The organism is Leifsonia shinshuensis, from assembly GCF_014217625.1.
Taxonomy (GTDB): Bacteria; Actinomycetota; Actinomycetes; order Actinomycetales; family Microbacteriaceae; genus Leifsonia; species Leifsonia shinshuensis_A.
Genome location: NZ_CP043641.1, coordinates 1,150,198 through 1,176,397 on the forward strand (window position 1 = coordinate 1,150,198; position 26,200 = coordinate 1,176,397).

A 26,200-nucleotide genomic window follows, 5' to 3' on the forward strand; every position below is an offset into this window, starting at 1 on the left:
GCGTGATCCATCACGCCGGCCTCATCCCCTGGCTCGACCCCACCACCATCATCGGCGCGGCCGGTCCGTGGGCGCTGATCGTGGTGTGCGGGATCGTGTTCGCCGAGACGGGCCTCCTGGTCGGCTTCCTGCTGCCGGGCGACACCCTGCTGGTGATCTCCGGCCTGCTCACGCACACCTCCCGTGTCTTCGGCGTCGACATCTGGTGGGTCTGCCTGGCCATCGCGTTCGCGGCGTTCCTCGGCGGAGAGGTCGGCTACCTGATCGGGCACAAGGCGGGCCCGCGCGTGTTCGAGCGCAAGGAGACCGGTCTGTTCAGCATGGAGAACGTGCGCCGCACCAACGCGTTCTTCGACCGGTTCGGCGCGCTCGCGGTCATCCTGGCGCGCTTCGTGCCGATCGTGCGCACATTCGCCCCGGTCGCCGCGGGCGTCGGGCACATGAACTACAAGAAGTACTCGCTGTACAACGCGATCGGCGCGCTGCTCTGGGGCGCCGGCCTCACGCTGTTCGGTTTCGTCATCGGCTACATCCCGCCGATCGCCAACTTCGTGTCGCATTACATCGACATGATCCTCATCGGCGCGGTGGTGATCACGCTCATCCCGACGCTGTTCCACTACTTCCAGTCGCTGCGCAAGGCGAAGAAGAAGCGCCTGGAGGCCGAAGCGGCCGCCGCCACCGCAACCGACGCCACGGTCTCCGACCCGCACCCCACGCCCGACGTCTGAAGGTCGAGGGGCACGTAAACGGCCCTAGTGGGGCAGCTCGCTAATACGTCCCTGTGGATTGCAGGCGAGCTACCCACATTCCAGGGCATTCCTCGGTCCAGACGGGTGCCCCGGAAGATCCACTAGGTCGGCCGGTTGACGTCCTGCCTCCGGAGGAAAGACCATGGATCCCGAAATGACATCGTCTGCACCAGGGCTGTCGAACATGATGGCGCAGACCTCATCCCCGGTGGGAACATACTCGGGCGCATAGTGGCGCTTCCAATAGGGCTCCCATGCAGTCAGCTCGGTCGCCCCCTGGAAGAGCTTCCGAGTCTCGGCACCTTCCTCCACTGGCCCAACCTTGCACACTCACTGGCTGGTTCGCGGCCCCAATTCGGTCACGTTGGTCAGGGCACGTAGGGGGTCTTCTGGGCGTCGACGCGGCTCTCGGCGGTAACTGCCACCGACGGCATATGCTCGTCGCATGTCCGAGGATTCGCGTGATGGCTCTACGCCTCCGCACGCGAACAGGCGGTACGCCGGCATCGTCGAGTCGTTGATGACACAACTCTTCATCGCTGACTCGGACCCGCGGGCGGAAACGAAGCGTGCCTTCCTCCACTGGGTGGTGGTCAGCGCCGCGGTGATCTTCGCCGTATGGTTCGTCGCGCTCATCGTGATCATGCTCGCGGCCGTCCTCCGAGGCTGAAGGAGTTGGGCGGATTGCGCGTTTGCTGCTCCGATTGTCGAGGGGCACGTAAACGCCCCTAAAACACGGTTTTAGGGGCGTTTACGCGCCCTTCGAGGGTCGCTCAGCGGTGGAACTCGTCCTCGTGCGCGGCGTGCTCGGCCGGCTCGAGCTGGAACGTCGAGTGCTCGACGTCGAAGTGCTTGGCCAGGCATCCGGACAGCTCGTCCAGCAGCTTCCCCGTCCCGCCCGACCGGAAGACGCCGGCCTCGACCACGACGTGCGCCGTGAACACCGGCGCGCCCGACGTGATGGCCCAGACGTGCACGTCGTGCACGGCGACGACGCCCGGGGTGCCCAGGATGTGGTCGCGGATCTCCGCGACGTCGGTGTCCGCGGGGGCCGCCTCGCTGAGCACGCGCACCACGTCGCGCAGCAGCAGTACGGCGCGCGGGACGATGAACGCCGCGATCAGCAGCGACGCGATCGCGTCGGCCGGGGCGAAGCCGGTGAACATGATCACGACGGCCGCGACGATGACGGTCAGCGAGCCGATCAGGTCGCCGAACACCTCCAGGTACGCGCCGCGCATGTTGATCGAGTGATCGGCGGCGGGACGCAGCAGCAGCAGGGCGCCGAGGTTCGCGACCAGGCCGATGACGGCGACCACGAGCATCGGGCCGGACTGGACCTCCGTCTCCCCCGACACGAGCCGTCCGATCGCGCCGATGCTCACGAACACCGCGACGACGACGAGGATCAGCCCGTTGATCAGCGCGCCGAAGACCTCGGCCCGGCGGTAGCCGAACGTCTGGCGGTCGGTCGGCGGCCGGGCGGCGACGATGGTGGCCATCAGGGCGACGATCAGCCCGGTCAGATCGCTCAGCATGTGACCGGCGTCCGCCAGCAGCGCCAGCGATCCGCTCAGCCACGCGCCGATGATCTGCACGACGAGCACCGCGGCGACGATCCCGATGGCGATCAGGAGCCGGTTGCGGTTGGCGGAGTGGCCGTGGTCGTGACTCATGGTTCTTCTACGGTATGTCGAAGTCGCCGGGGCGTGCCAGCGGGAGCGCTAGATAGGAATGAGTGCCGTTCTCATTCTCACTGCGCTGCGCCCAGGCTCCGGCGCTCAGCCCGCGGCCGCGACCAGGTCCCGCAGCGCCGGCACGATGGCCGTGAAGGCCCGCGAGCGGTGGCTCTCGGCGTTCTTGACCTCCGGCCCGAGCTCGGCCGCCGTCGCGTCGTGGCCGTCCGGCACGAAGATCGGGTCGTAGCCGTGGCCGTGCTCGCCGCGCGGCTCGTGCGCGATGCTGCCGGGCCAGATCCCCTCGACCACGGTCTCGCCGGCCGGTGAGACCAGTGCGAGCGTCGCCGTGAAGTGCGCCGCGCGCGTGCCGTCCGGGAGGTCGGCGAGCTGGTCGAGCAACAGCTGGAGGTTGGCCTGCGCGTCGCCGTGCCGTCCGGCCCAGCGCGCCGAGAAGATCCCCGGGGCGCCGCCCATCGCGTCGACGCAGATTCCGGAGTCGTCGGCCAGCGCCGGCAACCCGGTGTGGGCGGCCGCGGCGCGCGCCTTGATCAGCGCGTTCGCCTCGAAGGTCACGCCGTCCTCCACCGGCTCCGGGCCGTCGTAGCCGACGATCTCGAGGCCGGGGACGGCGTCGCCCAGGATCTGCTGGAACTCCAGCGCCTTGTGCCGGTTGTGCGTGGCGAGGACGACGCGGACCATCAGCCCTCGATGCCGAGCGCGGACGACTCGAGCGCTGCGCGCTGCACGGCGGCCAGCTCGGTCGCGCCGCCGAGAGCCAGGTCCAGCAGCGCGTTCAGCTCGCCGCGGTCGAAGGGCGCGCCCTCGGCGGTGCCCTGCACCTCCACGAACAGGCCGCGGCCGGTCACGACCACGTTCATGTCGGTCTCGGCGCGGACATCCTCCACGTAGGCGAGGTCGAGCATCGGCGTGCCGTCGATGATTCCGACCGAGACCGCGGACACCGAGTCGATCAGCGGGGTGGCCTTCTGGCCGATGAAGCGGTGCTCGCGGCCCCACTCCAGCGCGTCCGCCAGGGCCACGTAGGCGCCGGTGATCGCGGCGGTGCGGGTGCCGCCGTCGGCCTGCAGCACGTCGCAGTCGATCACGATGGTGTTCTCGCCGAGCGCCTTCATGTCCACCACCGCGCGGAGGCTGCGGCCGATCAGCCGGCTGATCTCGTGGGTGCGGCCGCCGATCCTGCCCTTGACGGACTCCCGGTCCATGCGCTCGTTCGTGGAGCGCGGCAGCATGGCGTACTCGGCGGTGACCCAGCCTTTGCCCTTGCCGGCCATCCAGCGCGGCACGCCGTTCGTGAACGACGCCGTGCAGAGCACACGCGTGTTGCCGAACGAGATCAGCGCCGAGCCCTCGGCCTGCCGGCTCCAGCCGCGCTCGATGGTGACGGGCCGGAGGCCGTCGGGGGTGCGGCCATCCGCGCGGGTGATGTCGGTCACAGTTCTCTCCTCGGTCGGAAACGGAAGGGCTCAGGGGTCAGAGCGGGAGGTCGATCACGCCGGTCTGCACCAGGTCGACCCGGAAGATCTCCGGCCCGATGAAGCGGTGCGCGAGGCGCAGGAAGTAGTCGGCGTCCGAACCGGTCGCCTCGTAGCGGATGCTGGGCGGCGTGATCTCGGTCCGCTCCAGGCCGCGACTGACGAGCGTGCGGTAGACGTCCTTGGCGGTCTCGGTGTCGCTGGAGACCAGCGAGACGCCCTCGCCCATCACGTACGAGATCGCGCCCTTCAGGAACGGGTAGTGCGTGCAGCCGAGCACGAGCGTGTCCACGTCGGCCTCGCGCAGCGGCTGGAGGTACTCGGCCGTGACGCGCAGCACCTCCTCGCCGCTGGTGATCCCGGCCTCCACGAACTCCACGAAGCGCGGGCAGGCCTGCGTGAAGAGCTCGAGGGACGGCGCGGCGGCGAAGGCGTCCTCGTAGGCGCGGGAGGAGATCGTGCCCGCCGTGCCGATGACGCCGACCCGGCCCGTCCTGGTCGCCGAGACGGCGCGGCGCACGGCCGGCTGGATGACCTCGATGACCGGCACCGAGTAGCGCTCGCGGGCGTCGCGCAGCATCGCGGACGACGCGGTGTTGCAGGCGATCACGATCAGCTTGACGCCCTGCTCGACCAGGAAGTCCAGGACCTCCAGGGAGTAGCGGCGGACGTCCGCGATCGACTTCGGCCCGTACGGCGAGTGCGCGGTGTCGCCGACATAGAGCAGCGACTCGTTGGGGAGCTGGTCGCGGATGGCCCGGGCGACGGTGAGCCCACCGACCCCCGAGTCGAAGATCCCAATCGGCGCATCCGTCACAGCAGTCCAGCCTACCCGTCCGCGCCGTGGCTAAGGTGGAGCCGTGACCGAGTCCTCCGCGCTCCTGACCGACCGCTACGAGCTCACGATGCTCGACGCCGCGCTGCTGAGGGGCACGCACGAGAGGGAGAGCGTCTTCGAGGCGTTCACCCGTCACCTGCCGGCCGGCCGCCGCTACGGCGTCATCGCGGGCACCGGGCGCCTGCTGGAGCTGATCGAACGGTTCCGCTTCGGGGACGCCGAGCTGGAGTACCTGCGCGAGGCCTCTGTGGTGCGGCAGGAGACCCTCGACTGGCTCGCGGACTTCCGGTTCTCCGGCACCATCCGGGGCTACCGGGAAGGTGAGGTCTTCTTCCCCGGGTCGCCGTTCCTGATCGTGGACGCGCCGTTCGCGGAGGGGGTCATCCTCGAGACGCTCATCCTCAGCGTCTTCAACTACGACTCGGCCGTCGCCTCCGCCGCCGCGCGGATGGTCACGGCCGCCGCCGGCCGTCCGCTCGCCGAGATGGGCTCGCGCCGCGCCAACGAGCGCAGCGCCGTCGCAGCCGCGCGGGCCGCGTACATCGCGGGGTTCGGCGCGACCTCCAACCTGGAGGCGGGGCGCACCTGGGGCGTGCCGACGATGGGCACGGCCGCGCACGCGTTCACGCTACTGCACGACAGCGAGGAGGACGCCTTCCGTGCGCAGGTCGCGGCACTCGGCCCCGGCACCACGCTGCTGGTCGACACCTTCGACGTGGAGCAGGCGATCGAGACGGCCGTGCGCGTGGCCGGTCCGGAGCTCGGCGCCGTCCGCCTCGACTCCGGCGACCTCCCGAAGCTCGTGCGCCAGGTGCGCGCCCAGCTCGACCGGCTCGGCGCGACGAAGACCCGCATCACCGTGACCAACGACCTGGACGAGTTCACCATCGCTGCGCTGTCGTCGTCGCCGGTCGACTCGTACGGGGTCGGCACCGCGGTCGTCACCGGCTCGGGGTCACCGGCCTCCGGGATGGTCTACAAGCTCGTCGCCCACCGCGACGACGACGGCACGTGGGTGCCGGTGGCGAAGAAGTCGGAGGGCAAGCCGAGCATCGGCGGCCGCAAGCACCCGATCCGCCGGCTCGACGCGTCGGGGCACGCGGTCGCGGAGGTCATCCACATCGTGGAGGCGGGCGATCAGCCGGACGACACCGGCCGCGACCTGCTCGTGCCGCTGGTCGCCGACGGCGAGGTGCAGCGCGAGCACCTCGGGCCGGAGGGCACGCGGCGGGCACGCGAGCACCGCGCGAGCGCGATGAGGGAGCTGCCGGACGAGGCGTTCCGGCTGGGCCGGGGCGACCCGGTGCTGCCGACGATCTTCGGCTGAGGCGGCGGCCGCCGCGGACTGCGGCTACTCGTCCCGCAGCTTCTCGTAGATCTCCTTGCAGGTGGGGCAGACCGGGAACTTCTCCGGGTCGCGGCCCGGGGTCCACATCTTGCCGCACAGCGCCTTGACCGGTTTGCCGGTCATGGCGGACTCGAGGATCTGCTCCTTCTTCACGTAGTGCGAGAAGCGCTCGTGGTCGCCGGGCTCGGAGATCTGCGGCGTCTCCAGAAGCTCGCGCTCGAGTGTGCTCGTGCCACCGCCGCCCGGCTCTCCACCGGGTTCGAGGATGCTGGCGTCGTTCATCGTCCCAGTCTAACGGCGTGAGGTCCGGACACTGCCGGGCCCGTCGCCCTTGCTTCAGTCGTTGCGGTTCGCGAACGCCATCAACTCCGGGCCGCGCTTGTCGAACGCCCGCGCGCCGGCCCACAGCCCGCCGCCGAGGGCGGCGAAGCCGACCAGCACCGACGCGATCGGCGAGATGCCGAGCCAGAACGGGTTGACCGTCAGGCCGAGGGCCAGGAAGACGATCGCGGGCGACGCCAGGATGATGATGGCGAAGAAGCTGAACGCCTGGGCGAGGGCCGCCGACGCTCCGGAGTTCTGCGGCTGCGTGAAGGCGCTGTCGCCCGGCTTGGTCGCGGGGTACGGGAAGAGCGCCGAGAACACACTGGACAGGCCGAGCCCGATCACCAGGATGGACCCGCACAGCGCCGCGACAGCCGGAAGCACCGCCCAGTCGCCGAACACCGCCGCGGTCACCAGCGAGCCGACCACGATGACCGGGATGCCGATGAGCACGGGCGGGAACATCCTCCCGACCCGGTCGGCGATGCCGCGTGTCCCCGAGACGAGATGCAGCCAGATCGCGGTGCTGTCGAAGGCGATGTCGTTGTGGATGGTCCAGCCGAGGAACAGGCAGACCAGCGGCAGCGGCACGAGCGAGGCGAAGTGGATCGAGAGGCCGCCGAGCGCGAGCGCAACGACCACGAACACCGGGATGACCGGCACCACCACCAGCGCCACCCAGTAGCGGGCGTCCCTCCCCCAGTACGTCATCGAGCGCGCGGCGATCGCGGCCGTCGGTCCGCCGGGGAGCCGAGCGAACCAGCCGAGGCCGTGATGGTCGCGCGCGAGCGCCTCCCGCTCCGGCGCGACGAGCACCAGCGCGACGAGGGTGCGCCAGACCAGCCAGAGCACGCCGACGGTCGCGACGGCGATGAGGAACTGCGCGAACGCCGCACCCCCGTCGCCTTCGGCGGCGGCGCCCGGCATGCTCCAGACCGCGCCGAGCGGGGTCCACTGCAGCCAGCCGGCGAAGCCGTTCAGCGTGCCGAGGCCGTCGCGGCCCCAGTCGACGGTGAGCAGCAGGAGCAGCACGGGGGCGACGAGCACGAGGGCCAGGAACGCGAAGACGCCTCCGGCCTCCTTCGACCGGCGCGGCGGTACGAGCAGCGAGGCGATCGCGGTGGAGATGCGGGACGCGAGCACGCAGGTGGGCAGGGCGATCAGCGCAGAGAGCACGGCGAGCACCGCCGCGCCCGGGTCGCGGGACCAGGTGATCACCGTGCCCAGCGAGCACACGAAGAGCACGATCGCGGGGAGGCCGACCAGCGCGGCGAGGGCCAGCGCGCGGGCGAGCTCCCGGTCGGGGATGCCGAACAGCGCGAACTTGCGCGGGTCGAGCGCGTCATCCACCCCGAACAGCAGCGGCAGCAGCAGGAAGCCGGCGACCACGATCGAGCCGATCACGACCAGCACACCGTGCACGTCGGCGACGTCAGGCGCGAGGCGCGCCGCCACCAGAGCGCCGATCACCAGCACCACCGTCACCACGCCGTAAGCCAGCCCCAGCACCAGGCCGAAGATCTGCCACGGGCTGCGCCGGAAGGCGTTGCCGAGGAGCCTGAGCCTCAGTCCGAGAAGCTGTGCAACCACTCCATGCCCTCCGCCGCCTTGCGTCCACCGGCCAGGTCGACGAACCGTTCCTCCAGGGTCTGCTCGCCGCGCACCTCGTCGATGGTCCCGGCCGCGAGCACCTGGCCGCGGACGATGATCGCGACGCTGTCGCAGACCCGCTCGATCATGTCCATGCCGTGGCTGGAGAGCACGACCGTGCCGCCCGCGGCGGTGTAGCGCTGCAGGATGTCCACGACGTTCGCAGCGGAGACCGGGTCGACGGACTCGAACGGCTCGTCGAGCACCAGGAGGCGCGGCGAGTGGATCATGGCGGCCGCGAGGGCGATCTTCTTCGTCATGCCCGCGGAGTAGTCGGCGACCAGGCGGTCGAGCGCGTCGGCGATGCCGAACGCGTTCGCGAGATCGGCGGTGCGGGCGTGGACGGTCTTGGCGGAGAGCCCGCGCAGCGTTCCGGCATAGTGCAGGAACTGCGCTCCGGTGAGGCGGTCGAACAGGCGCAGCTTGTCCGGAAGGACGCCGATGACGTGCTTGGCGCGCACCGGCTCGGTCCAGACGTCCACGCCGTGCACGACGATGCGGCCCTCGTCGGGTCGCAGCAGGCCGGTGACCATCGACAGGGTCGTGGTCTTGCCCGCGCCGTTCGGGCCGACGATGCCGTAGAAGGAGCCCTCGCGCACGTCCAGCGTGACGCCGTCGACGGCGACGATCGGGCCGTAGCGCTTGCTGAGGCCGTGGATGGCGAGGACGCTCGGGCGGGTGTCCACGACAGGGGCCGGACGGATCGGTTCCGCCGGCTGCGCGGGTGCGGGGACCGCGGCGGCCGTCTCGACGACGGCCTTCGCGGTGCGCGGCTTCTGCGCCGTCTTGGCGGTGGTCGTCCGCTTGCGCGGAGTGGGCGTCCGCGTGCTCGAGCCCGCGGCCGCCGCCGCGGTCTTCGGCTGCGTGCGCTTGGCGGCGGGGCGCGCGGCGGGCGCCGCCTGCTCCGTCTCGGACTGCGCGATCTCGGACATCGGCTCCCCCTCGTGATCCCCCCGCGGATCGGGCGCGCCGGACTCCGGCTCGGTACTGCTGCCGGGTCGCGCGCGCTCGAAACTCACCACGCAACCGTACCAATACAGAACCGCTTGCGTACCCCCCGACGGGTGACCTCGCAGCGACGGCCTCAGGCTTCTCAGACTGCCTAGGAAAGTCCTGTGAGGAACATAACGACCCCGCAACGACCGACGTCAACCCCTGCCCCCGGATGAGGGCCCCCGGTATTCTGGTGCAGGCATGAAGGCGTGTCGAAACACGTAAAGCGTGAATGAACTCCCGGTGACATCCCGGGAGTGGCGGGCGTCGAAGCTCCGCCGCAATCACACCCACACGGGGTTCGCGCGGATTCAAGGAGATGATTGTGACGACCCAGGTAGTGATCCTCGCGGCCGGAATGGGCAGCCGGCTCGGCCGGAGCCTCCCGAAGCCGCTGACGGAGCTGAGCGACGGCCGCACCATCATGCAGCAGCAGTTCGACAACATCCACGCCGCGTTCGGCAAGGACGTCACCGTGACGATCGTCGTCGGCTACAAGCTCGAGCACATCATCGAGGCGTTCCCGGACGCCGAGTTCGTCTACAACGAGCAGTACGACCAGACCAACACCTCCAAGAGCCTCATGCGCGCCCTGCAGGCCTCCGGCCCCGGCGGCGTGCTCTGGATGAACGGCGACGTCGTGTTCGACCCGGCCGTGCTCGTCCGCGGCGCGGCGATGGTCTCGCGCGACCAGACCTTCGTGACCGTCAACACCTCGTCGGTCGCCGACGAGGAGGTCAAGTACACCACCGGCCCCGAGGGCTACATCCACGAGCTGTCCAAGACCGTCAAGGGCGGGCTGGGCGAGGCCGTCGGCATCAACTACATCTCCGGCAAGGACAAGGCCGCCCTGCTGCGCCAGCTGCAGCGGGTCGCCGACCAGGACTACTTCGAGCGCGGCATCGAGCTCGCCATCGAGCAAGACCGCCTGCTGGTCGAGCCGGTCGACATCTCCGACCTGTACGCCGTCGAGGTCGACTTCCAGGAGGACCTGGAGCGCGCGAATCTTTTCGTATAGTCGAAGGGCCGCGTGACGCGAACACGCAGCCAGCGATCAATACGATAGGTTCCCGTGACCAGTACCTCCGCCGATCTGCGCCCTGCGCAGCGGACGCGTTCCGCCCGCTACCGCCACTCGCTGTGGCTGTTGACGGTGCGCGACCTGCGCGTCCGCTACTCCACCAGCGCGCTGGGCTACCTGTGGTCGATCCTCGATCCGCTCGTCATGAGCGCGATCTACTGGTTCGTCTTCACGGTGATCTTCCACCGCAGCGTCGGTGAGAACCCCTACATCGTCTTCCTGCTCGCGGCGCTCCTGCCGTGGATGTGGTTCAACGGAGTGGTGTCGGACAGCACGCGGGCGTTCATCCGCGAGGCGAAGCTCATCCGCTCGACGATGATCCCTCGCACGATCTGGGTCAACCGGATCGTCGCCTCCAAGGGCATCGAGTTCCTGTTGTCGCTGCCGGTGCTCGCGATCTTCGCGATCGCGACCGGCGCGAAGGTGAACGTCGACATCCTGCTCTTCCCGCTCGCGATCGTCATCCAGATCGTGCTCTCGGTCGGCATCGGACTGATCGTGGCGCCGCTCGTGGTGTTCTTCCGCGACCTGGAGCGTGCCGTGAAGCTCGCGCTGCGCTTCCTCTTCTACGCCTCGCCGATCATCTACAGCGCCCGTGACCTCCCGGGCGGCTGCGGCGCCGGTGTCGCCGCCAAGCACTGCGCGGCGTACGTCGCCACGCATCCCGGCGCGTCGACGGAGACGCTGTTCTCCCTGCACTTCTGGTCGGCGTTCAACCCGCTCACCGGCATCTTCAGCCTCTACCGGGCAGCCTTCTTCCCGGAGGAGCTGGACTGGTACCTGGTCATCGTGGCCGCGCTGATGTCGCTGCTGCTGCTCGGGATCGGCTGGCTCGTGTTCAAGCGCTTCGAGCGCGACGTCCTGAAGGAGATCTAGATGTCGGCCGTCATCGACGTCACCGGCCTGGGCGTGCGCTTCAAGCGCAACCGCGGGGCCCGCCGGTCGTTCAAGGACCTGTTCGGCGGCCGTCAGCGCCGCGCCCGGCCGGACGACTTCTGGCCGCTGCGGCACGTGTCGTTCCGCGTGGAGCCCGGCGAGGCGATCGGCGTGGTCGGACGCAACGGCCAGGGCAAGTCGACGCTGCTGAAACTGGTCGCCGGCGTCCTGCTGCCCGACGAGGGCACGGTGAAGGTCACCGAGGGCGTCGCACCCCTCATCGAGATCACCGGCGGGTTCGTGGACGACCTCACCGTGCGCGACAACGTCTACCTCACGGCCGGCCTGCACGGGATGACCAGGCCGCAGATCGACGCCCGCTTCGACGAGATCATCGCGTTCGCCGAGATCGGCGACTTCGTGGACACCCCGTACAAGCACCTCTCCAGCGGCATGAAGGTCCGCATCGCCTTCGCGGTGATCGCGCAGCTCGAGGAGCCCGTTCTGCTGGTGGACGAGGTGCTCGCGGTCGGCGACCGCGGCTTCAAGGAGAAGTGCTACGCGAAGATCGAGGAGCTCCTCGCCAGCGGTCGCACCCTCTTCTTCGTCTCCCACAACGAGAAGGACCTCCGCCGGTTCTGCGCCCGCGGTCTCTATCTCGACAAGGGCGGACTGGTGCTGGACGGCCCGATCGACGAGGTGCTCGACCTCTACAACCAGGATTACGGCTCGTAGAGAAGAGCCGGTCAGCGCCTGTTTCCGGCACGCCGAAAGTCCTACACAGAAAGAAATCTCGGCGAGTTGTCCCCAGATCGGACTTTAAGGCCCGATCTCGGCGCTGGAGCGTCGGAGGGGGTAATTAGCGTTGCTGGCATGAAACAGCTCCGCAACCTCCGCCCACCGCTCGCCCCGCTTCGCGACAGGCGCTTCGCCTATCCCGTCCCCTGGACCGTCGACCGCAGCGGCGCGCCCCACTTCCGCCTCGTCAACACCAGCGCGGACGTGCTGCGCGGTGTCACCGTGAGCATCGCGGGCAGCTCGTCCGTGCGGGTGAGCCCGCCGTCCCTGATCCGACCCGGGGAGGCTGTGCGCGCCAGTCTCAGCGGTCCCGGCGACCCGGCCCTCGACACCGTGCTCGTCATCCGGTGGTTCCCGCCCGACGGCCGCGAGTACCTCTGGCAGGTGAGCTTCTGAGCGCCGCGGCCGGCTGTTGCGGGCACCGCCCCGGGCAGCCGGCCGCGGCGTCGGGGGGGGCGCCGGAGCGCCGCTCGACGCGTGGGCATGCATTATCCGAACTCCAGGCCTCAGGCGCGAAGATCGCGGTGGCAAACGCTCTGGTTCGGGAGTCCGCCACCGGATAGGCATGAAGCATGCAACATCCGATGTCACCCGCCGCCGTCCACTTCGGCGCCAAGGTGCGCAGTGCCCGCGTCGACCTCGGCCTCAGTCAGGAGAGCATCGCCGAACTCGCCCAGATGCACGTCACCAACTACGGCAAGATCGAACGCGGCATCGCCAACCCGAGCCTGGTGACGATGCTGCGGATCGCGAGTGTGCTCGGCACCGACGTCGCGCTCCTGACGGACGGGCTGTCCAGGGATGACCTGCCGCCGGAGTTTGAGGTGCTGACGGCCGACGAATTCCTGCGCGAGCGCGACCGGCGACGGTGAGGCACCCGCCCGAATGAGGTCGGCACCGGAGGGCATGCATTTTCCGAACTCCAGGCCTCTTGTACGGATGTCTCGGTGGCATGCGCTCTGGTTCGGGAGTCAACGACCGGATAGGCATGAAGCATGAAACATCCGATGTCGCCTGCCGCCGTCCACTTCGGCGCGAAAGTGCGCAGCGCCCGCGTCGACCTCGGTCTCAGTCAGGAGAGCATCGCCGAACTCGCCCAGATGCACGTCACGAACTACGGCAAGATCGAGCGCGGCATCGCCAACCCGAGCCTCACCACCATGCTGCGGATCGCGAGCGTGCTCGGCACCGACGTCGCGCTCCTCACCGACGGACTCTCGCGTGACGACCTCCCCGCCGAATTCGAGGTGCTGACCGCCGACGAATTCCTGCGGGAGCGCGACCGGCGGCGGTGAGAGACGCCCAGGCTGAGCGTTCGTCCCGGCGGCCTGGCCGGTTCGGCAGGGAGGCCTACACTCGGTAAAGATGACCAAGCGACCCGAGCCCTTCGTCTCCCCGACCGGCGGACCGCCCCGCGGTGGCGACACCCCGCGTGCCGTGGACGCCACCCTCGACCGCTTCCTCGGCATCCAGCGGCCTGTGGTCCTCGCGCACCTGCGCGGGCTGCGCCGGCGGCACCCGGACGCGACGGCGGCGGAGCTCGCGAACATCCTCGAGCGGCGGTATCTGGCCGCCGTCACCACCGGCGGCGCCGCAGTCGGGGCCACCGCAGTCATCCCCGCCATCGGCACCGGCGTGACGCTCGCGCTCTCCGGGCTGGAGACCGCCGCCTTCCTGGAGGCCACCGCGCTCTACGCGCAGTCGCTCAGCGAACTGCACGGCATCGCCGTCGACGATCCGGCCCGCGCCCGGGCGCTTGTGCTCACGATGATGCTCGGCCGCGAAGGCTCGGACCTGGTGCGGCAGCTCGCCGGGCAGGTCGCCGGCACGGGGGTGACGCGCACGGCGTACTGGGGCGAGCTCGTCACCACGACGCTGCCCTCGATGGTCGTCGGGCCGCTCGTGGACCGGTTGCGGAACTCCTTCATCCGGCAGTTCGCGGTGCGCGGCGGCGCCTCGATCGTCGCGCGGGCGATTCCGTTCGGGATCGGCGCCGTCGTCGGCGGGACGGGCAACCACATCCTCGGCCGCCGGGTGGTCACGAACTCACGGCTGGCCTTCGGGCCGGCGCCGTTCGTCATCCCGGACGCGCTCGCTCCGACGGAGGGACCGGGTGTCGTCCGGCGCTTCGGCGCGATCACCGGCCGGCGCGTCGTGCAGGCCGGGGTGGTCGTTCGCAGCGCGATGCCGTCGCGTGTGAACCGGCGTGGCCGGAAGGGCGCTGACCCAGCGTCATTTGAGGGCGCCGAGGGTCGAGCGGCGCTGGATTCCCCCGCGGCGGATGCGATCGGAACCTCTGCCGAAGCCTCCGCGCTCGACTCCACTGCACTCGAACCCGCCGCACTCGAACCTGAGGACGCTCCCGAGCGCTAGACGATCGGCGGACGTCCCGCGGCCGCCATGCGCAGCACCGTCCGCCAGCGGATCGGGCGGCGCTCCCCCGGGTCCGCGCTCCAGCCCTCGCGCCAGCCGCCGAACCAGGCGCGCAGCACGTCCGGCTTCCGGAACCAGCGCAGCAGCTGGATGCCCGTCCAGGACCCCACGTAGAGCGGGACCAGCACGGCGGGCAGGTTGCGGCGCGCCAGCCACACCCGGTTGCGGGCGTTGAGCCGGTAATAGTACGAGTGCCGGGTGGGCGAGACCGCCGGGTGCTCGGCGACCAGGTCGCCCGCGTACCAGACGCGCTTGTCCTGGTCCCAGACCCGCCAGGCCAGCTCGATGCCCTCGTGGGCGTAGAAGAACGGGTCGGCCCAGCCTCCCGCGCGGTCGAACACCGCGCGCGGGAGCACGATCACGGCCTCCAGCACCGAGAACACCGCAGAGGACTTCTCCGGATCGCCCTTGCGGATCCGCGGGATCCAGCGCCGCGGCGACGGCTTGCCGTCGCGCGCCCGCAGCCGTGGCTGGATCATCCCGATGCCGGGGTCCCCGCGCAGCAGCGCGATCGCGTCGCGCAGGAAACCGGGCGACGGGATGTCGGCGTCGTCGTCCAGGAACAGCAGGTACTCCCCCGCCACCAGAGGCACGCCCTGGTTGCGACCGGCCGGGATGCCGAGGTTCTCCGGCAGCGCCAGCGTCGCCACGCCCGCGGGCAGCGGCGGCTCGGACGTCGCAGGGTCCCAGCCGTTGCCGACCACGACGATGTCCGTGGTCGCGCCCTCCTGGGCGAGGACGGACTCCACGCCGCGCAGGAGGTCGTCCGGCCGCGTGCCCTGCGTGAGCACGACGACGCCGACCGTGGGGTCAGCCACGGACCCGCTTGGACGACATGATCGCGACGAAGTGCCCGATCGCGGCGAGGAGCGCCAGCGGCACCAGGATCGACAGCAGGATCCGGTCGGCGAGCGGCGAGCCGATGAACAGGCCGAGGATCGAGAAGACGAAGATCATGATCGTCAGCTCGACCGAGTGGTACAGCCGGTGGAACGGGACGAACTTGGCGGCCTTGCGCAGTCGGGCGACGATGCCGTGCGTCGGCGCGTAGGCGGCCTCGGTGTCGGCCAGCTTGGGCAGGCCTGCGCTCGCGCGCGCCACCCGCACCATGTCGTTCAGCGCCTTGTTGAGCACGATGATGAGCGCGAGCAGCGTGCCGAGATTCGTCCACAGGAAGTCCTGCGGCGCCTCGAACGGGAAGCCAGCGGCGCGGACGCCGAGCGCGATGGCGATCAGTGTCTCGGTCGTGTAATGGCCGACGTTGTCGAGGAACATCCCGGCCGGCGACGACGTGCGGCGCCAGCGTGCCACCTCGCCGTCGCAGCAGTCCACGAGCATCTGCAGCTGGCCGAGGACGAGCGCGAGGGCGGCGCCGCCGATCCCCGGGATGAGCAGGCTCGCCGCCGTCGCCCAGCCGGTCAGGATCATCAGCCCGGTGACGCCGTTGGCGGAGATGGAGGTCTTGAGCAAGACCCAGGTCAGGTAGGGCGAGAGGTTGCGCAGGTACAGCGACGCCGTCCAGTGCTCGGCGTTGCGCCGTCCGCGCACCTCCGGGGGCTGCGCCACCGCCTTGAGCTCGGCGATCGACGTTGGCCGCGCTCCGTGCGCCGCCGGTCCCGCTGCAGTCATGCCTACCTTCCCGTGTGGGCCGTGATGTTCCGGGTGAGGGACAGGTATCCGAGGATGAACCCGATGCCCCAGCTGAAATGGATGCACGGCAAGACTACGAGAAACCAGAGGAACGACGAAAAGCCGTCGCGGCGCCCCCAGACGAACGCCGACGCCACCACGATGACCAGATACGCCGCAGGGACGGCGAACGCCCACAGCAGCCACGGGCTCGCCCCGAGCAGGGCCTGCAGCACGCCGCCGAGGCCGAGCAGCACGCCGAGGGCGACGCCGAGCACCATCACCGGCGGCGCGAAATAGCGGATGCCGTTGGAGGCCGGGAAGCGCCGGGCGAGCTCGCCGCGCCAGATGCCGGTCGAGAAGAACTGCCGCGCGAGCCGGTACAGGTTGGGGCGCGGCCGGTAGACCACGCGCAGGCGCGGCGTGAACCAGACGGTCCCTCCCGCCTGCCGGATGCGGCGGTTGAGCTCCCAGTCCTGGCCGCGCTTGATCTCCTCGTCGAAGAGGCCGACCTCCCGGAGCCGCTCGCGGCGGAACACGCCGAGGTAGACGGTCTCGGCGGGCCCGGCCGCGCCGCCGACGTGCAGCTTGGTGCCGCCGAGGCCGATCCGGCTGCCGTAGGCCCGGGCGACCGCGCGCTCGAACGAGGTCGTGCCCTGCGCGTCCATGAGGCCGCCGACGTTGTCCGCGCCGGTCTCCTGGATGGTCTCGACCGCGATCCTGGCATAGTCCGGGGGCAGCACGCTGTGGGCGTCGACGCGGATCACGACCGGGAACTCCGACGAGCGGATCGCCAGGTTCAGCCCGGCAGGGGTCGAGCCCACTTCGTTGTCGACGACGCGGATGCGGGAGTCGACGGAGGCGAGCTCTTCGACCAGCTCGGTGGTGCCGTCGATGCTCGGGCCGAGGGCGATGGTGACGTCGAACGGCCCGGTGTAATCCTGGGCCAGGAGGCTGTCGACAGCCGCCCGGACGTGGGTCGCCTCGTTGAGGACGGGCATCACGTAGGACACACCGGGGAGGGTGTTCACGTTGTCGTCCGGCATCTGATCCATTCGTCGTTCGGGCCTGGCCGAGCTTATCAGCCGGCGCCTGAGCGCCCCGTCCGACGACAGGACGACGGAAGGCCGCCCCGCGGGTGCGGGACGGCCTTCCGGGCGGGTGCGGGTCAATTCGCCGGGAGCGAGCCCAGGGTCACCGAGGTGGTCTTGGACTGACCGTCGCGGATGTAGGTGACGTCGGCCTTCGCGCCGGCCGGGAGGGCGCGGACCTGAGCGGTCAGGTCCGTGGCGTCCGTGATCGGCAGCCCGTTGAAGTTGACGACGATGTCGCCCGCCTGCAGGCCTGCGCTCGCGGCGGCGCCGCCGGAGGTGACGCTCTTGACCGCTGCGCCGACCGTCGTCGCCTTGCTGTCGGAGCTGGCGTCGCCGACCGAGGCCCCGAGGAGGCCGTGGGTCGCCGAGCCGTTCTTGATCAGCTCGTCGGAGATCCGCTTCGCGAGGTTCGAGGGGATCGAGAAGCCGACGCCGATGCTGCCGGACTGGGTGCCGGAGGAGCTGCTGCCGCTGGCGCTCGCGATCGCGACGTTGATTCCGATCAGCTCGCCCTTGCTGTTGAGCAGCGCGCCGCCCGAGTTGCCCGGGTTGATCGACGCGTCCGTCTGGATGACGGGGAGCGAGATCGTGCCCTGGGTGCCGCTCTGCGACGATCCGCCGCCCTGGTTCGGGAAGTCGAAGTTGAACGGGTTCTGCGAGCTGCCGTCGCCGCTGCCGCCGCCGTTGCTGCCGTCGCTCGACTTCGGGGCCGCGGAGGACGCGATGCTGATCGACCGGTTCAGTGCGCTGACGATGCCGTCGGTGACGGTGCCGGAGAGGCCGAGCGGGGCGCCGATCGCAACCGTCGTGTCGCCCACGTTCAGCTTGCTGGAGTCGGCCCAGTTCATCGGGGTCATCCCGCTGGCGCCGTCGAGCTTGATGACGGCGAGGTCGGTGGTCGGGTCGGTGCCGACGATCTTGGCGGTGTAGATCTTGCCGTTGTTGTCGGTGACGCTGATGCTCACGTTGGACGCGGCGCCGTCGAGGGTGACGACGTGCGTGTTGGTGAGGATGTAGCCGTCGGAGGAGAGCACGACGCCCGAGCCGGTGCCGCCCTCGCTGGAGGCGCTGACCGAGATGGTGACGACGCTGGGCGAGGCCTTGGCGGCGACAGCGGTCACCGTGGTGGCGTTGTTCGTGTCGTTGACCGTGATGTTCTGCGGGCCCGAGACCGTCTTGATGGTCGCGTTGCTGCCGGTGGCCGAGTACAGGCCGATGCCCGCGCCGGCGCCGGCGATGCCGCCGATCAGCGCGCCGATGGCGAGCGTGGCGATGATCAGGCCGGTGTTGCGCTTGCGCGGCGCCTTCTCCCCGGTGCCCGGGGCGGTGGCGTAGGCCTGCTGGTGGGCGCCCGGCTGGGCGTAGGGGGACTGCGCGTAGGCGGAGGGCTGGCCGAAGGAGCCGTTGCCGTAGTTCGGCTGCGGCTGGTGCTGCGCGCCGCCCGGCTGGCCGTAGGGCTGCTGCGGGGCGACCGGCTGGGTCGGCTGGGTGTGGTTCGCCACGGGGATGGGACCCTGCTGGGCGGTGGGCTGCTGGGCCGTGGGCTGCTGGGCCGTCGGCTGCTGCGCGGTGGGCTGCTGGGCCGTCGGCTGCTGCGCCGTCGGCTGCTCGGCGGTCGGCTGCTGCGCCGCGGGCTGAGCGGCGGCCGGCGCGGTCCAGCCGTGGTCCGCGGCCGGAGCAGTGGGCTGCTGCGCCGCGGGCGCCGCGGGAGCCTGCTCGGCAGACGCCTGCGGCGCCGGAGTCTGCTCGGCCGGCGCCTGCTCGGCGGCCGGGGTCGGAGCGGCGGCGGGAGCCTCCGCGGGACGAGCCGCGCCGGCATCCACGACCGCGTCGGTGTCGCCGTCGTTCTGGGGCTTCGCGGGCTCCGGGGTGATCGGGGTGTCGGTCATGGTGGGGTGCTCCTTCCAAGCACTAGACAGCTTGGGATGCCAACCTGAGCGTTCTATTTGCGGGTCCTGTGGGCGACCTTCCGCCTCCCGATGACTCCTCCCAACGTAACGAATGGATGCGCTCGGAGCGAGGCCCTAGGTTGGATGCATGACGGTTTCGGGCGCATGGAGGGCCGCCGCGCGCGGTGCGGGACTGCTGGGCGCGGACGGCGCTGTCCGCCCGACGATCTTCGCGGAGATGAGCGCACTCGCGGTGCGCGCCGGCGCGATCAACCTCGGCCAGGGCTTCCCCGACGAGGACGGTCCAGCCGTCGTGCTCGACGCGGCGGTCGACGCCATCCGCGGCGGCGCGAACCAGTACCCGCCGGGTATCGGCATCCCCGAGCTGCGGCACGCCGTCGCCGCCCACCAGCGGCGCTTCTACGGGCTGGAGGTCGATCCCGACCGGGAGGTCCTGGTCACCGCGGGGGCGACCGAGGGCATCGCGGCGACACTCCTCGCGCTGCTGGAGCCCGGCGACGAGGTCGTCACCTTCGAGCCGTTCTACGACGAGTACGGCGCCGTCATCTCGCTCGCCGGCGGCGTGCACCGCACCGTCCCGCTGGAGCCGCCGGCGTTCCGGCCCGACCTCGACAGGCTGCGCGCCGCCGTGACCGACCGCACCCGCGTCATCCTGGTCAACACGCCGCACAACCCGACGGGCGCGGTCCTCGACAGGGAGACCCTGGAGACCGTCGTCGAGCTCGCCCACCGGCACGACGCGATCATCGTCACCGACGAGGTCTACGAGCACCTGACCTTCGGCCTCGAGCACATCCCGATCGCGACGCTGCCCGGCGCGTGGGAGCGCACCGTCAGCATCTCCTCCGGCGGCAAGACCTTCAACACCACCGGCTGGAAGGTCGGCTGGCTGACCGCGCCCGCGGAGCTGGTGACCGCGATCCTGGCGGTGAAGCAGTTCCTCACCTATGTGAACGGCGCGCCGTTCCAGCCCGCGATGGCGGCCGGGCTCGCCCTCCCGACGGAGTTCTTCACCGGGATCGCCGCCGCGCTCGCCCACAAGCGCGACGTGCTGTCTGCGGGGCTGCGGGCGGCCGGGTTCGAGGTGCACCGCAGCGACGGGACGTACTTCGTCGTGGCTGACGCCGCGCCGCTCGGCCATCCGGACGCCGTCGAGTTCTGCCGCCGGCTTCCGGAGCTCGCGGGGGTCGTGGCGGTGCCGCTCTCCGCCTTCTGCCGCGACGAGTACGCGCAGCGGACGGCGTCCCTGGTGCGCTTCGCGTTCTGCAAGCGCGTCGAGGTGCTGGAGGAGGCCGCGAGCCGGCTGGCGTCGCTGGGCGGCGCCTGACGGGCACTGCTCAGTCGATCGGCTCCACCCGGTAGCGCCGCAACTTCAGCGCCGGGTTGCGCCGCCGCACCTCCTGCACGCGCTCGACCGACGCCTCGGCCACCGCGACGCCCGAGGTCTCCCCCAGGCCGGCGAGCACGACGCCCATCGGGTCGATGATCGCGCTCGATCCGACCCCGATCGGCGGCGCGTGGTCCGCCGCCGCGACGTACAGGGTGTTCTCGATCGCGCGCGCCGCCAGCAGCGTCGACCAGTGCTGCTCCTTCAGCGGCCCGCGCACCCACTCGGCGGGCACGGCGACCAGCTCGGCGCCCGCGTCCGCGAGCCGGCGGGTGACCTCGGGGAAGCGCAGGTCGTAGCAGGTCTGCATCCCGATCCGGAGGCCGTCCACGGCGAACACCTCGGGCAGCGCGAGGTCGCCGGGAACCACCCAGTCGGACTCTGTCGAGCCGAACGCGTCGTAGAGGTGCTGCTTGCGGTAGACCGCGAGCGTCTCTCCGGCCGGACCGACCGCCACGAGCGTGTTGGCGAACTTGTCGTGCACGCCGGTCTGCTCGACCAGGCCGGCGATCACGTACACGTCGTGCTCCCGGGCCGCGGCCTGGAGCGACCGCACGAACTCCCCGTCCAGCGGCTCCGCGTTGCGGGCGAACGACGGGCCGAGCGGGTCGGTGAAGTACGAGGAGTACTCCGGCAGGACCACCAGGCGGGCGCCGCGCGCGGCAGCGACCGCGATCAGCGCCGCGGCCACGTCCCGGTTGTGCACCCGGTCGTCGCCCGGCGTGAACTGGGCGACGGCGACGCCGACGCCCGTCACGGGGTGGCCTCCGCCGGGACGGCCTCCGCGACCGGACGCGGCGTCTCGATGGGGAGCCGGAGGCTGATCGAGGTGCCGACGCCCTCCTCGCTCGCGATGTCGAGACGGCCGCCGTGCGCGGTCACGATCGCCTTGGTGATCGTGAGTCCGAGCCCCACGCCGGGGACCGCGTTGCGGGTCGCCGTGGAGGCGCGGAAGAACCGCTGCGAGAGCTGGCTGAGCTCGACCGCCGGGATGCCGATGCCGGTGTCCGTCACGGCCACCACCGCCTCCTCCCCGTCGCGATGCAGCGACACAGTGACCCTGCCGCCCCGCGGCGTGAACTTCAATGCGTTCGAGACGAGGTTGTCCACGGCCTGGCCGAGGCGCACGGTGTCTCCGCGCACCTCCACGGGCTCGTCGGGGACGTCGCAGACCAGCTCGACGCCCGCCGTCGCCGCGACCGGTGTCGCGGACTCCACGGAGGCGGCGACGACCGAGCGCAGCTCCGCGTCCTTGATGTCGATCGGGAACCGCCCGGACTCCACCTGGGCGGTGAACAGGAGGTCGCCGACCAGCCGCAGCAGCCGGTGCGCGTTGCGCTCGGCCACGCCGAGGTACTGCAGCTGCTCCTCCGACAGCGGCGACTCGTCGTCGTCCCGCATCAGCTCCAGGTAGCCGAGGATCGAGCTGAGCGGCGTGCGCAGCTCGTGCGAGATGAGACCGACGAACTCGTCCTTGAGGCGTGCGAACTCCCTGGCCTGGGTCATGTCGGTGGCGACGAAGATGAAACCGACCCGGTGGCCGTTCTCGTCCAGCCGCGGCGTCGCGGCGACCTGGACAGGCACCTGCTTGCCGTCGGCGCGCACGTAGGTCCAGTCCCGCACGTCGGCGTAGCCCGCGCGGACGGTGTCGACGAGCGCGGAGAAGTCGTCCATCCCCGCCACGGTCGTGAACCGGGCGTCCATGTCGCGCAGCCGCTCCTCCAGCTCGCTGACGAGATGGAACTCGATGACCTTGCGGTTCGCGCCGAGCACCTGCTTCTCGGTCAGCCCGAGCATCTTCTCGGCTCCGGGGTTCCAGACGTCGATCACCCCGTCGAGGTCGGTGCCGATCACCGACTGCTCGGTCACGGCGTTCCAGATGCTCTGGATGAGGCGGTTCGCGGTCTTCAGCCGCGCCTCGTTGAGCACCAGCTCGTCTTGCGTCCGCACCGCCTGCGCCAGCAGCTCCTCGCGCTGCTCCGCAGCGGCACGGGTCGCCTCGAGCTGCCTCCGCGAGCGGTGCGCGATCTCGTTGACCACCGCGGCGACGATCGCGTAGATGACCGGAGAGAAGAAGGCCCTGATGAGGTCGGCAGGACTGGTCGAGCCCACGTCGACCAGGATCGGGCCGATCAGCACCAGGAAGATCCCGGCCGCGGCGATGAGGATGTTGCGCCGGCCGTCCTCGGTCGCGATCCAGACGAACGGCAGCAGCAGGATGACGCCGATGGACGACGTGGTCCCGCCGGTGCCGATCCGCATCAGGCCGATCGAGACCATGGCCACGAGCGGCACGATGACGTTCCAGTGCGCGTCGATCTTCGGCCAGGGCACCAGCACCGCGAGCAGGAAGGCGCCGATCATCACGGCCACCGAGCCGGCGATGAACACCGGGATGTGCGCGGTCACCACCCCGGGGATGAGCGACAGCCCCAGCGCGATGATGTAGCCGACCAGGGTCGGCACCAGCTTCACGAAGACCGAGGGCGATTCGAGTGGGATCCGGCTGAGCCAGCGGTCGACCGTCATGCGGGGTCCCCCAGTCCGAGCATCGAGCGGATGCGCTCGGAGAGCACCCGCGGGCTGAACGGTTTGATGATGAAGCTGTCCGAGCGGTCGGCAACGACGCCGTGGTCGGTCAGGAGCTGGACCGAGGCCGACACCATGAGGATGAGCGTGCTGCTGGTCTGCTCGTCCCCGCGGATCGCCTCGGCGACCTCCACGCCGTTCAGCCCCGGCATCGAGATGTCGAGCACCGCCAGGTCGACGCCGCCCTCGTTCACCGCGTCGAGCGCTGCGCGACCGTTGTCGACGGCGGCGACGATCTCGACGCCGGCCCGGTTGGCGGCGATCACCATGAGTCCGCGGATGTCGGCGTCGTCGTCCGCGATCACGACCCTCTTCGCGACGGTCACGAGAAGAACACCAGCCTCACCACGACGACAGCGGCGATGAACAGGAGGGCGATCACGCCGTAGATCGGCAGCCGCAGCTCCCAGCGCCGGTTGCGGTCCAGCTCGCGCTGCAGCTCCTCGCGCTGCACGCGGGTCAGATCGACGGGGCTCATGCCTGCTCCTCCCGCTCGACGGCGTCGAGCACGGCCGCGACGCGGTCGTAACGGCCCACGTCGGCGGCGTCGTGACTGTCGGTGGACGCAACGATACGCGCCCCGGCGGCCCGGAGCGCACGCACGGCGGCGGCGCCGGGGCACGCCCACTTCTCGTTGACCTCGACGATCGTGCCGGTCGCGGCGGCCGCCGCGGCCCACGCGGCGAGCCGGGCGTCGCCCAGCTGCTCCTCGGCCAGCCCGACCTTCGGCAGGATCGAGAACCAGTGCGCGAGCTGCGCGTGCGGTGTGCGCTCCATGGCCTGGATGCTCGCCTCGATCAGGAGGTCGAGGGCGTCGTCCGCCGAGAGGCCGCCTGCGAGCCGTTCCCGGGTGGCCTCGGGCGACCACGGCCCGTCGGTCCCCGGGAACTGGTGGTCGCCGATCACGATCGCGTCCACTCCGCCCGGGCCGACGACGAGGTCGGCGGGGGTGTCGACGGCGCCGGTCGCGTCCAGGAGTTTGGCCTCCACACCGGTGAGCACGGTGAGGCCTTCCGGGACGGGCTCCGCGGCGACCGCGGCCACGAACTCCGGCACCCAGGCCGTCGAGGCGCGCACATGGTCGGTCAGCCGCACGGCGCGCAGCCCGGCCCTGTGCGCCGCCGCGATGTTCTCGGCGAGCGTGCTGCGGGCGTCGTCGGAGAAGGTGGAGTGGACGTGGTAGTCGCCCTCCAGGAGCCGGCTCAGCCCGGTCGCTCCGGTCACTCTTCCGGTCCCTCGGCGTGCGCCGCGTTCTCGGACACCAGCACGTCGCCCGGATCGAGGAAGACGTCCTCCAGGAAGCGCACGTTGGCGAGCTCGGCGAAGTCGACCGCGGACGGCACCGGGCGGCCGAGCACCAGGTCGAGCAGCAGCGAGGGCATGTCGACGCCGGCGGCGATGGTCAGCGGCATCGCGCCGGGGAAGCGCGGGTTGACCTCCAGCAGGGCGGGGACGCCGTCGCTGCTGTAGCGCAGCTGCACGTTGGCGACCCCGGTCAGCCCGATGGCGCGCGCGACGTCCGCCGCGGTGTCCGACAGCTCGGCCCGGCGCACGGTGCGGCCGGCGATCGAGACGCCGGAGTCCACGCGCTCGCGGGAGCGCGGCACGGCTGCGATCACACTGCCGTCGAGACCGGCGAGCACGTCGACCGAGAACTCCTCGCCCGGCAGGTTCTCCTGGATGAGGATGCTCCGGTCCTCGCCCAGCGCCTCCAGGGCGGCGCGGTCGGCGATCAGCCGCACGCCGCGCGAGCCCGCGCCGCTGCGCGGCTTGATGATGACGGGGAACACCCACTCCGCCCCGACGCCGTCGCGGTCCAGGAGGCGGGTCTCCGGAATGCGCGCCTTGCCGTCGACCGCCTGGGCCAGCCGGTACTTGTCGAGGCAGGTCACCAGCGTCTCGTGGCTGGGCGCCGCGAGGGCGGTGCCGACAGCGGCCAGCTCGGCGCGGCGCTCGGCGAGTCCGGGGAGCTCGACGTCCACCGTCGAGAACAGCACGTCGATGTCGTCGGCGGCGCACATGGCGATGACGTCGTCCACGAACTGCGGCGACCTCCCGGGCGGAACGATCCGGCGGGCCTGCTCCGGCACGAGGTAGAGCCCGCTCGCCCAGCCGTCCATGTCGGCGGCGAGCACCTCGACGTCGGTGCGCTTGAGCAACGAGCGGATCACGGCGATCCCGGCCGGCCCGCCGGCTCCGGTGACGAGGACACGGGTGGTGCTCTGGGTCATTCCTGGTTCCTTCTGATCCGGGCGTCGGTGTGGATGCTCGCGGCCGGCACCGAGATGTCGGCGGTGTCGCGCATCACTTCGAGCGGCTCGCAGTTCGTGCCGCCGCCGAACCGGGACCAGTACCGCGCGGTGGCGAGCACGAAGTCGTGCTCGAGGTAGGCGCGCTGCTCGGTCTGCGAGCGGAAGCAGTCGATGAGCCGCAGCTTGGCCTCCGTGAAGCCGTCGATCGGCACGAAGCGGGTGGGCCGGAAGTCGATGGTGGCGGACGGGCTCTGGAAGCAGCAGACCGTGCGGACGTTGCGCGTGGCGACGTTGACGGCCGCGTGCACGGCGCGGTGGTCCTGGTGGCGGTCGTGCGCGGAGTGCGTGTAGACGATGTCCGGCTTCACCTCGGCCACGACCCGCTCGATGATGCTGACGGTCGGGTCGGCCGCGGAGATCCGGGTGTCCTCCAGGTCCTCCAGGAACAGCCGGGCGCCGAGCAGTTCGGCCGCGGCGAGCGACTCGTGCTGGCGGTCGTCCGCGTCGCCGCCGCGCGCGCCGCGCGAGAGGGTCAGGATGACGACCTGGTTGCCCGCGTCGCGGTGGGCGGAGAGGATGCCGCCGACGCCGATCTCGACGTCGTCCGGGTGCGCGCCGATCGCGAGGACGACCTGCTGCTGGCTGGCGGCGCGCTTGGCGCGGCCCTCCTCGGCGAGGCGCCCGACGATGGCGACGAGCTCCGAGGAGGCGATCGGCTTGGTGAGGAATTCGTCGGCCTGGGCGCGGAGCGCGGAGACGGCGTAGTCGACCGAGACGTGCGCGGTCATCACGACGACCGGCATCCCGGGGTGGCGGCCGCGCAGCTCGCGGAGCAGGTCGATGCCCGAGATACCCGGCATCTCGATGTCGGTGATGACGACGTCCGGGTCGAACTCCGCGATGGTGTCGAGCGCGATGGACGGGTCGGTCACGGCGACCACCTGGGCGTCGGCGCGCTTCTCCAGCACCGTCTTCATGTAGAAGGCGACATCCGGATCGTCCTCGATCACGCACACGCGATACTTCTGGGCAGAGCTGGCCATTCGTCTTCTCCCGGTTCCTGGCAATGACTCT

Annotated in this window: 29 protein-coding genes; 11 read left to right on the forward strand and 18 right to left on the reverse strand. The window is 70.7% G+C overall.

Features of this window, described 5'->3' with window-relative positions:
- Positions 1–2: 2 nt before the first annotated feature.
- Entirely contained in the window at positions 3–731 is a 729-nt protein-coding gene (locus tag F1C12_RS05585) for a DedA family protein (protein ID WP_185277816.1), read from the forward strand.
- Positions 732–1,197: 466 nt separating this feature from the next.
- A complete protein-coding gene (locus F1C12_RS05590; RefSeq protein WP_185277817.1) occupies positions 1,198–1,422 on the forward strand; it encodes a hypothetical protein in 225 nt (74 codons plus the stop codon).
- Positions 1,423–1,525: 103 nt separating this feature from the next.
- Here F1C12_RS05590 and F1C12_RS05595 read toward each other — a convergent pair whose 3' ends face one another.
- From F1C12_RS05595 to murI, 4 genes are all read right to left on the reverse strand, one after another.
- Positions 1,526–2,428 (reverse strand): cation diffusion facilitator family transporter, encoded by a 903-nt coding sequence (locus F1C12_RS05595; RefSeq protein ID WP_185277818.1) that lies wholly within the window; start codon positions 2,426–2,428, stop codon positions 1,526–1,528.
- 105 nt (positions 2,429–2,533) lie between these two features.
- Entirely contained in the window at positions 2,534–3,130 is a 597-nt protein-coding gene (rdgB, locus tag F1C12_RS05600) for an RdgB/HAM1 family non-canonical purine NTP pyrophosphatase (RefSeq protein WP_185277819.1), read from the reverse strand.
- Positions 3,130–3,885, reverse strand: a complete 756-nt coding sequence (rph, locus tag F1C12_RS05605; RefSeq protein ID WP_185277820.1) for a ribonuclease PH — start codon at positions 3,883–3,885, stop codon at positions 3,130–3,132. Before rph ends, rdgB begins: the two co-directional genes overlap by 1 nt.
- A gap of 37 nt (positions 3,886–3,922) precedes the next feature.
- Positions 3,923–4,741: a glutamate racemase gene (murI, locus tag F1C12_RS05610; protein ID WP_185277821.1), complete on the reverse strand. Its 819-nt coding sequence runs from the start codon at positions 4,739–4,741 to the stop codon at positions 3,923–3,925.
- Between the two features lie 43 nt (positions 4,742–4,784).
- Between murI and F1C12_RS05615 the strand changes: the two genes are divergently transcribed.
- Positions 4,785–6,089 carry a nicotinate phosphoribosyltransferase gene (locus tag F1C12_RS05615; RefSeq protein ID WP_185277822.1) on the forward strand — a complete coding sequence of 435 codons (1,305 nt, stop codon included), beginning with the start codon at positions 4,785–4,787 and terminating at the stop codon, positions 6,087–6,089.
- 24 nt (positions 6,090–6,113) lie between these two features.
- On the opposite strand, the gene F1C12_RS05620 is transcribed toward F1C12_RS05615, so the two are convergent.
- The 3 genes from F1C12_RS05620 to F1C12_RS05630 are packed head-to-tail and all read right to left on the reverse strand — an operon-like array spanning position 6,114 to position 9,016.
- Complete coding sequence (locus F1C12_RS05620) at positions 6,114–6,392, reverse strand: DUF3039 domain-containing protein (protein ID WP_185277823.1); 279 nt, start codon at positions 6,390–6,392, stop codon at positions 6,114–6,116.
- 54 nt (positions 6,393–6,446) lie between these two features.
- Positions 6,447–8,024: a hypothetical protein gene (locus F1C12_RS05625; RefSeq protein ID WP_258046133.1), complete on the reverse strand. Its 1,578-nt coding sequence runs from the start codon at positions 8,022–8,024 to the stop codon at positions 6,447–6,449.
- Complete coding sequence (locus F1C12_RS05630) at positions 8,000–9,016, reverse strand: ABC transporter ATP-binding protein (protein ID WP_185277824.1); 1,017 nt, start codon at positions 9,014–9,016, stop codon at positions 8,000–8,002. The genes F1C12_RS05625 and F1C12_RS05630 overlap by 25 nt, the downstream gene beginning before the upstream one ends.
- 386 nt (positions 9,017–9,402) lie before the next feature.
- On the opposite strand from F1C12_RS05630, the gene F1C12_RS05635 reads away from it, so the two are divergent.
- The 7 genes from F1C12_RS05635 (at position 9,403) to F1C12_RS05665 (ending at position 14,205) form a co-directional block, all read left to right on the forward strand.
- A complete protein-coding gene (locus F1C12_RS05635) occupies positions 9,403–10,095 on the forward strand; it encodes a phosphocholine cytidylyltransferase family protein (protein WP_185277825.1) in 693 nt (230 codons plus the stop codon).
- 54 nt (positions 10,096–10,149) lie between these two features.
- Complete coding sequence (locus F1C12_RS05640; RefSeq protein ID WP_374939555.1) at positions 10,150–11,034, forward strand: ABC transporter permease; 885 nt, start codon at positions 10,150–10,152, stop codon at positions 11,032–11,034.
- Positions 11,035–11,769, forward strand: a complete 735-nt coding sequence (locus F1C12_RS05645) for an ABC transporter ATP-binding protein (RefSeq protein WP_185277826.1) — start codon at positions 11,035–11,037, stop codon at positions 11,767–11,769.
- Between the two features lie 138 nt (positions 11,770–11,907).
- Positions 11,908–12,228, forward strand: coding sequence for a hypothetical protein (locus tag F1C12_RS22660; RefSeq protein WP_258046134.1), 321 nt, complete (start codon positions 11,908–11,910; stop codon positions 12,226–12,228).
- 188 nt (positions 12,229–12,416) lie between these two features.
- On the forward strand, positions 12,417–12,704 hold the full coding sequence (locus tag F1C12_RS05655; protein ID WP_258046135.1) for a helix-turn-helix domain-containing protein: 288 nt from the start codon (positions 12,417–12,419) through the stop codon (positions 12,702–12,704).
- 123 nt (positions 12,705–12,827) lie between these two features.
- Complete coding sequence (locus tag F1C12_RS05660; protein WP_185277828.1) at positions 12,828–13,127, forward strand: helix-turn-helix domain-containing protein; 300 nt, start codon at positions 12,828–12,830, stop codon at positions 13,125–13,127.
- 70 nt (positions 13,128–13,197) lie between these two features.
- Positions 13,198–14,205: a hypothetical protein gene (locus F1C12_RS05665; RefSeq protein ID WP_258046136.1), complete on the forward strand. Its 1,008-nt coding sequence runs from the start codon at positions 13,198–13,200 to the stop codon at positions 14,203–14,205.
- Here F1C12_RS05665 and F1C12_RS05670 read toward each other — a convergent pair.
- The 4 genes from F1C12_RS05670 to F1C12_RS05685 form a co-directional block, all read right to left on the reverse strand.
- Complete coding sequence (locus F1C12_RS05670) at positions 14,202–15,083, reverse strand: glycosyltransferase family 2 protein (protein WP_185277829.1); 882 nt, start codon at positions 15,081–15,083, stop codon at positions 14,202–14,204. The genes F1C12_RS05665 and F1C12_RS05670 overlap by 4 nt on opposite strands.
- On the reverse strand, positions 15,076–15,894 hold the full coding sequence (locus tag F1C12_RS05675) for a CDP-alcohol phosphatidyltransferase family protein (RefSeq protein WP_185277830.1): 819 nt from the start codon (positions 15,892–15,894) through the stop codon (positions 15,076–15,078). Before F1C12_RS05675 ends, F1C12_RS05670 begins: the two co-directional genes overlap by 8 nt.
- A 2-nt stretch (positions 15,895–15,896) precedes the next feature.
- Positions 15,897–16,940, reverse strand: a complete 1,044-nt coding sequence (locus F1C12_RS05680) for a glycosyltransferase family 2 protein (protein ID WP_185277831.1) — start codon at positions 16,938–16,940, stop codon at positions 15,897–15,899.
- A 122-nt stretch (positions 16,941–17,062) separates the two neighbouring features.
- Positions 17,063–18,877: a S1C family serine protease gene (locus F1C12_RS05685; RefSeq protein WP_185277832.1), complete on the reverse strand. Its 1,815-nt coding sequence runs from the start codon at positions 18,875–18,877 to the stop codon at positions 17,063–17,065.
- A 148-nt stretch (positions 18,878–19,025) separates the two neighbouring features.
- On the opposite strand from F1C12_RS05685, the gene F1C12_RS05690 reads away from it, so the two are divergent.
- On the forward strand, positions 19,026–20,225 hold the full coding sequence (locus tag F1C12_RS05690) for a pyridoxal phosphate-dependent aminotransferase (RefSeq protein ID WP_185277833.1): 1,200 nt from the start codon (positions 19,026–19,028) through the stop codon (positions 20,223–20,225).
- A 10-nt stretch (positions 20,226–20,235) separates the two neighbouring features.
- Here the strand turns inward: F1C12_RS05690 and F1C12_RS05695 are convergent, their stop codons facing one another.
- The 7 genes from F1C12_RS05695 to F1C12_RS05725 are packed head-to-tail and all read right to left on the reverse strand — an operon-like array spanning position 20,236 to position 26,169.
- Complete coding sequence (locus F1C12_RS05695) at positions 20,236–21,042, reverse strand: carbon-nitrogen hydrolase family protein (protein ID WP_185277834.1); 807 nt, start codon at positions 21,040–21,042, stop codon at positions 20,236–20,238.
- Positions 21,039–22,814, reverse strand: coding sequence for a sensor histidine kinase (locus F1C12_RS05700; RefSeq protein WP_185277835.1), 1,776 nt, complete (start codon positions 22,812–22,814; stop codon positions 21,039–21,041). Before F1C12_RS05700 ends, F1C12_RS05695 begins: the two co-directional genes overlap by 4 nt.
- Positions 22,811–23,200: a response regulator gene (locus F1C12_RS05705; protein WP_185277836.1), complete on the reverse strand. Its 390-nt coding sequence runs from the start codon at positions 23,198–23,200 to the stop codon at positions 22,811–22,813. Before F1C12_RS05705 ends, F1C12_RS05700 begins: the two co-directional genes overlap by 4 nt.
- Complete coding sequence (locus F1C12_RS05710; protein ID WP_185277837.1) at positions 23,197–23,352, reverse strand: hypothetical protein; 156 nt, start codon at positions 23,350–23,352, stop codon at positions 23,197–23,199. The genes F1C12_RS05705 and F1C12_RS05710 overlap by 4 nt, the downstream gene beginning before the upstream one ends.
- Positions 23,349–24,098: a PHP domain-containing protein gene (locus F1C12_RS05715; RefSeq protein WP_258046137.1), complete on the reverse strand. Its 750-nt coding sequence runs from the start codon at positions 24,096–24,098 to the stop codon at positions 23,349–23,351. The genes F1C12_RS05710 and F1C12_RS05715 overlap by 4 nt, the downstream gene beginning before the upstream one ends.
- The gene (locus F1C12_RS05720) at positions 24,095–25,105 is read right to left on the reverse strand and encodes an ATP-grasp domain-containing protein (RefSeq protein WP_185277838.1); all 1,011 of its coding nucleotides are present in this window, start codon (positions 25,103–25,105) and stop codon (positions 24,095–24,097) included. The genes F1C12_RS05715 and F1C12_RS05720 overlap by 4 nt, the downstream gene beginning before the upstream one ends.
- Positions 25,102–26,169 carry a response regulator gene (locus tag F1C12_RS05725; protein WP_185277839.1) on the reverse strand — a complete coding sequence of 356 codons (1,068 nt, stop codon included), beginning with the start codon at positions 26,167–26,169 and terminating at the stop codon, positions 25,102–25,104. Before F1C12_RS05725 ends, F1C12_RS05720 begins: the two co-directional genes overlap by 4 nt.
- Positions 26,170–26,200 lie beyond the last annotated feature (31 nt).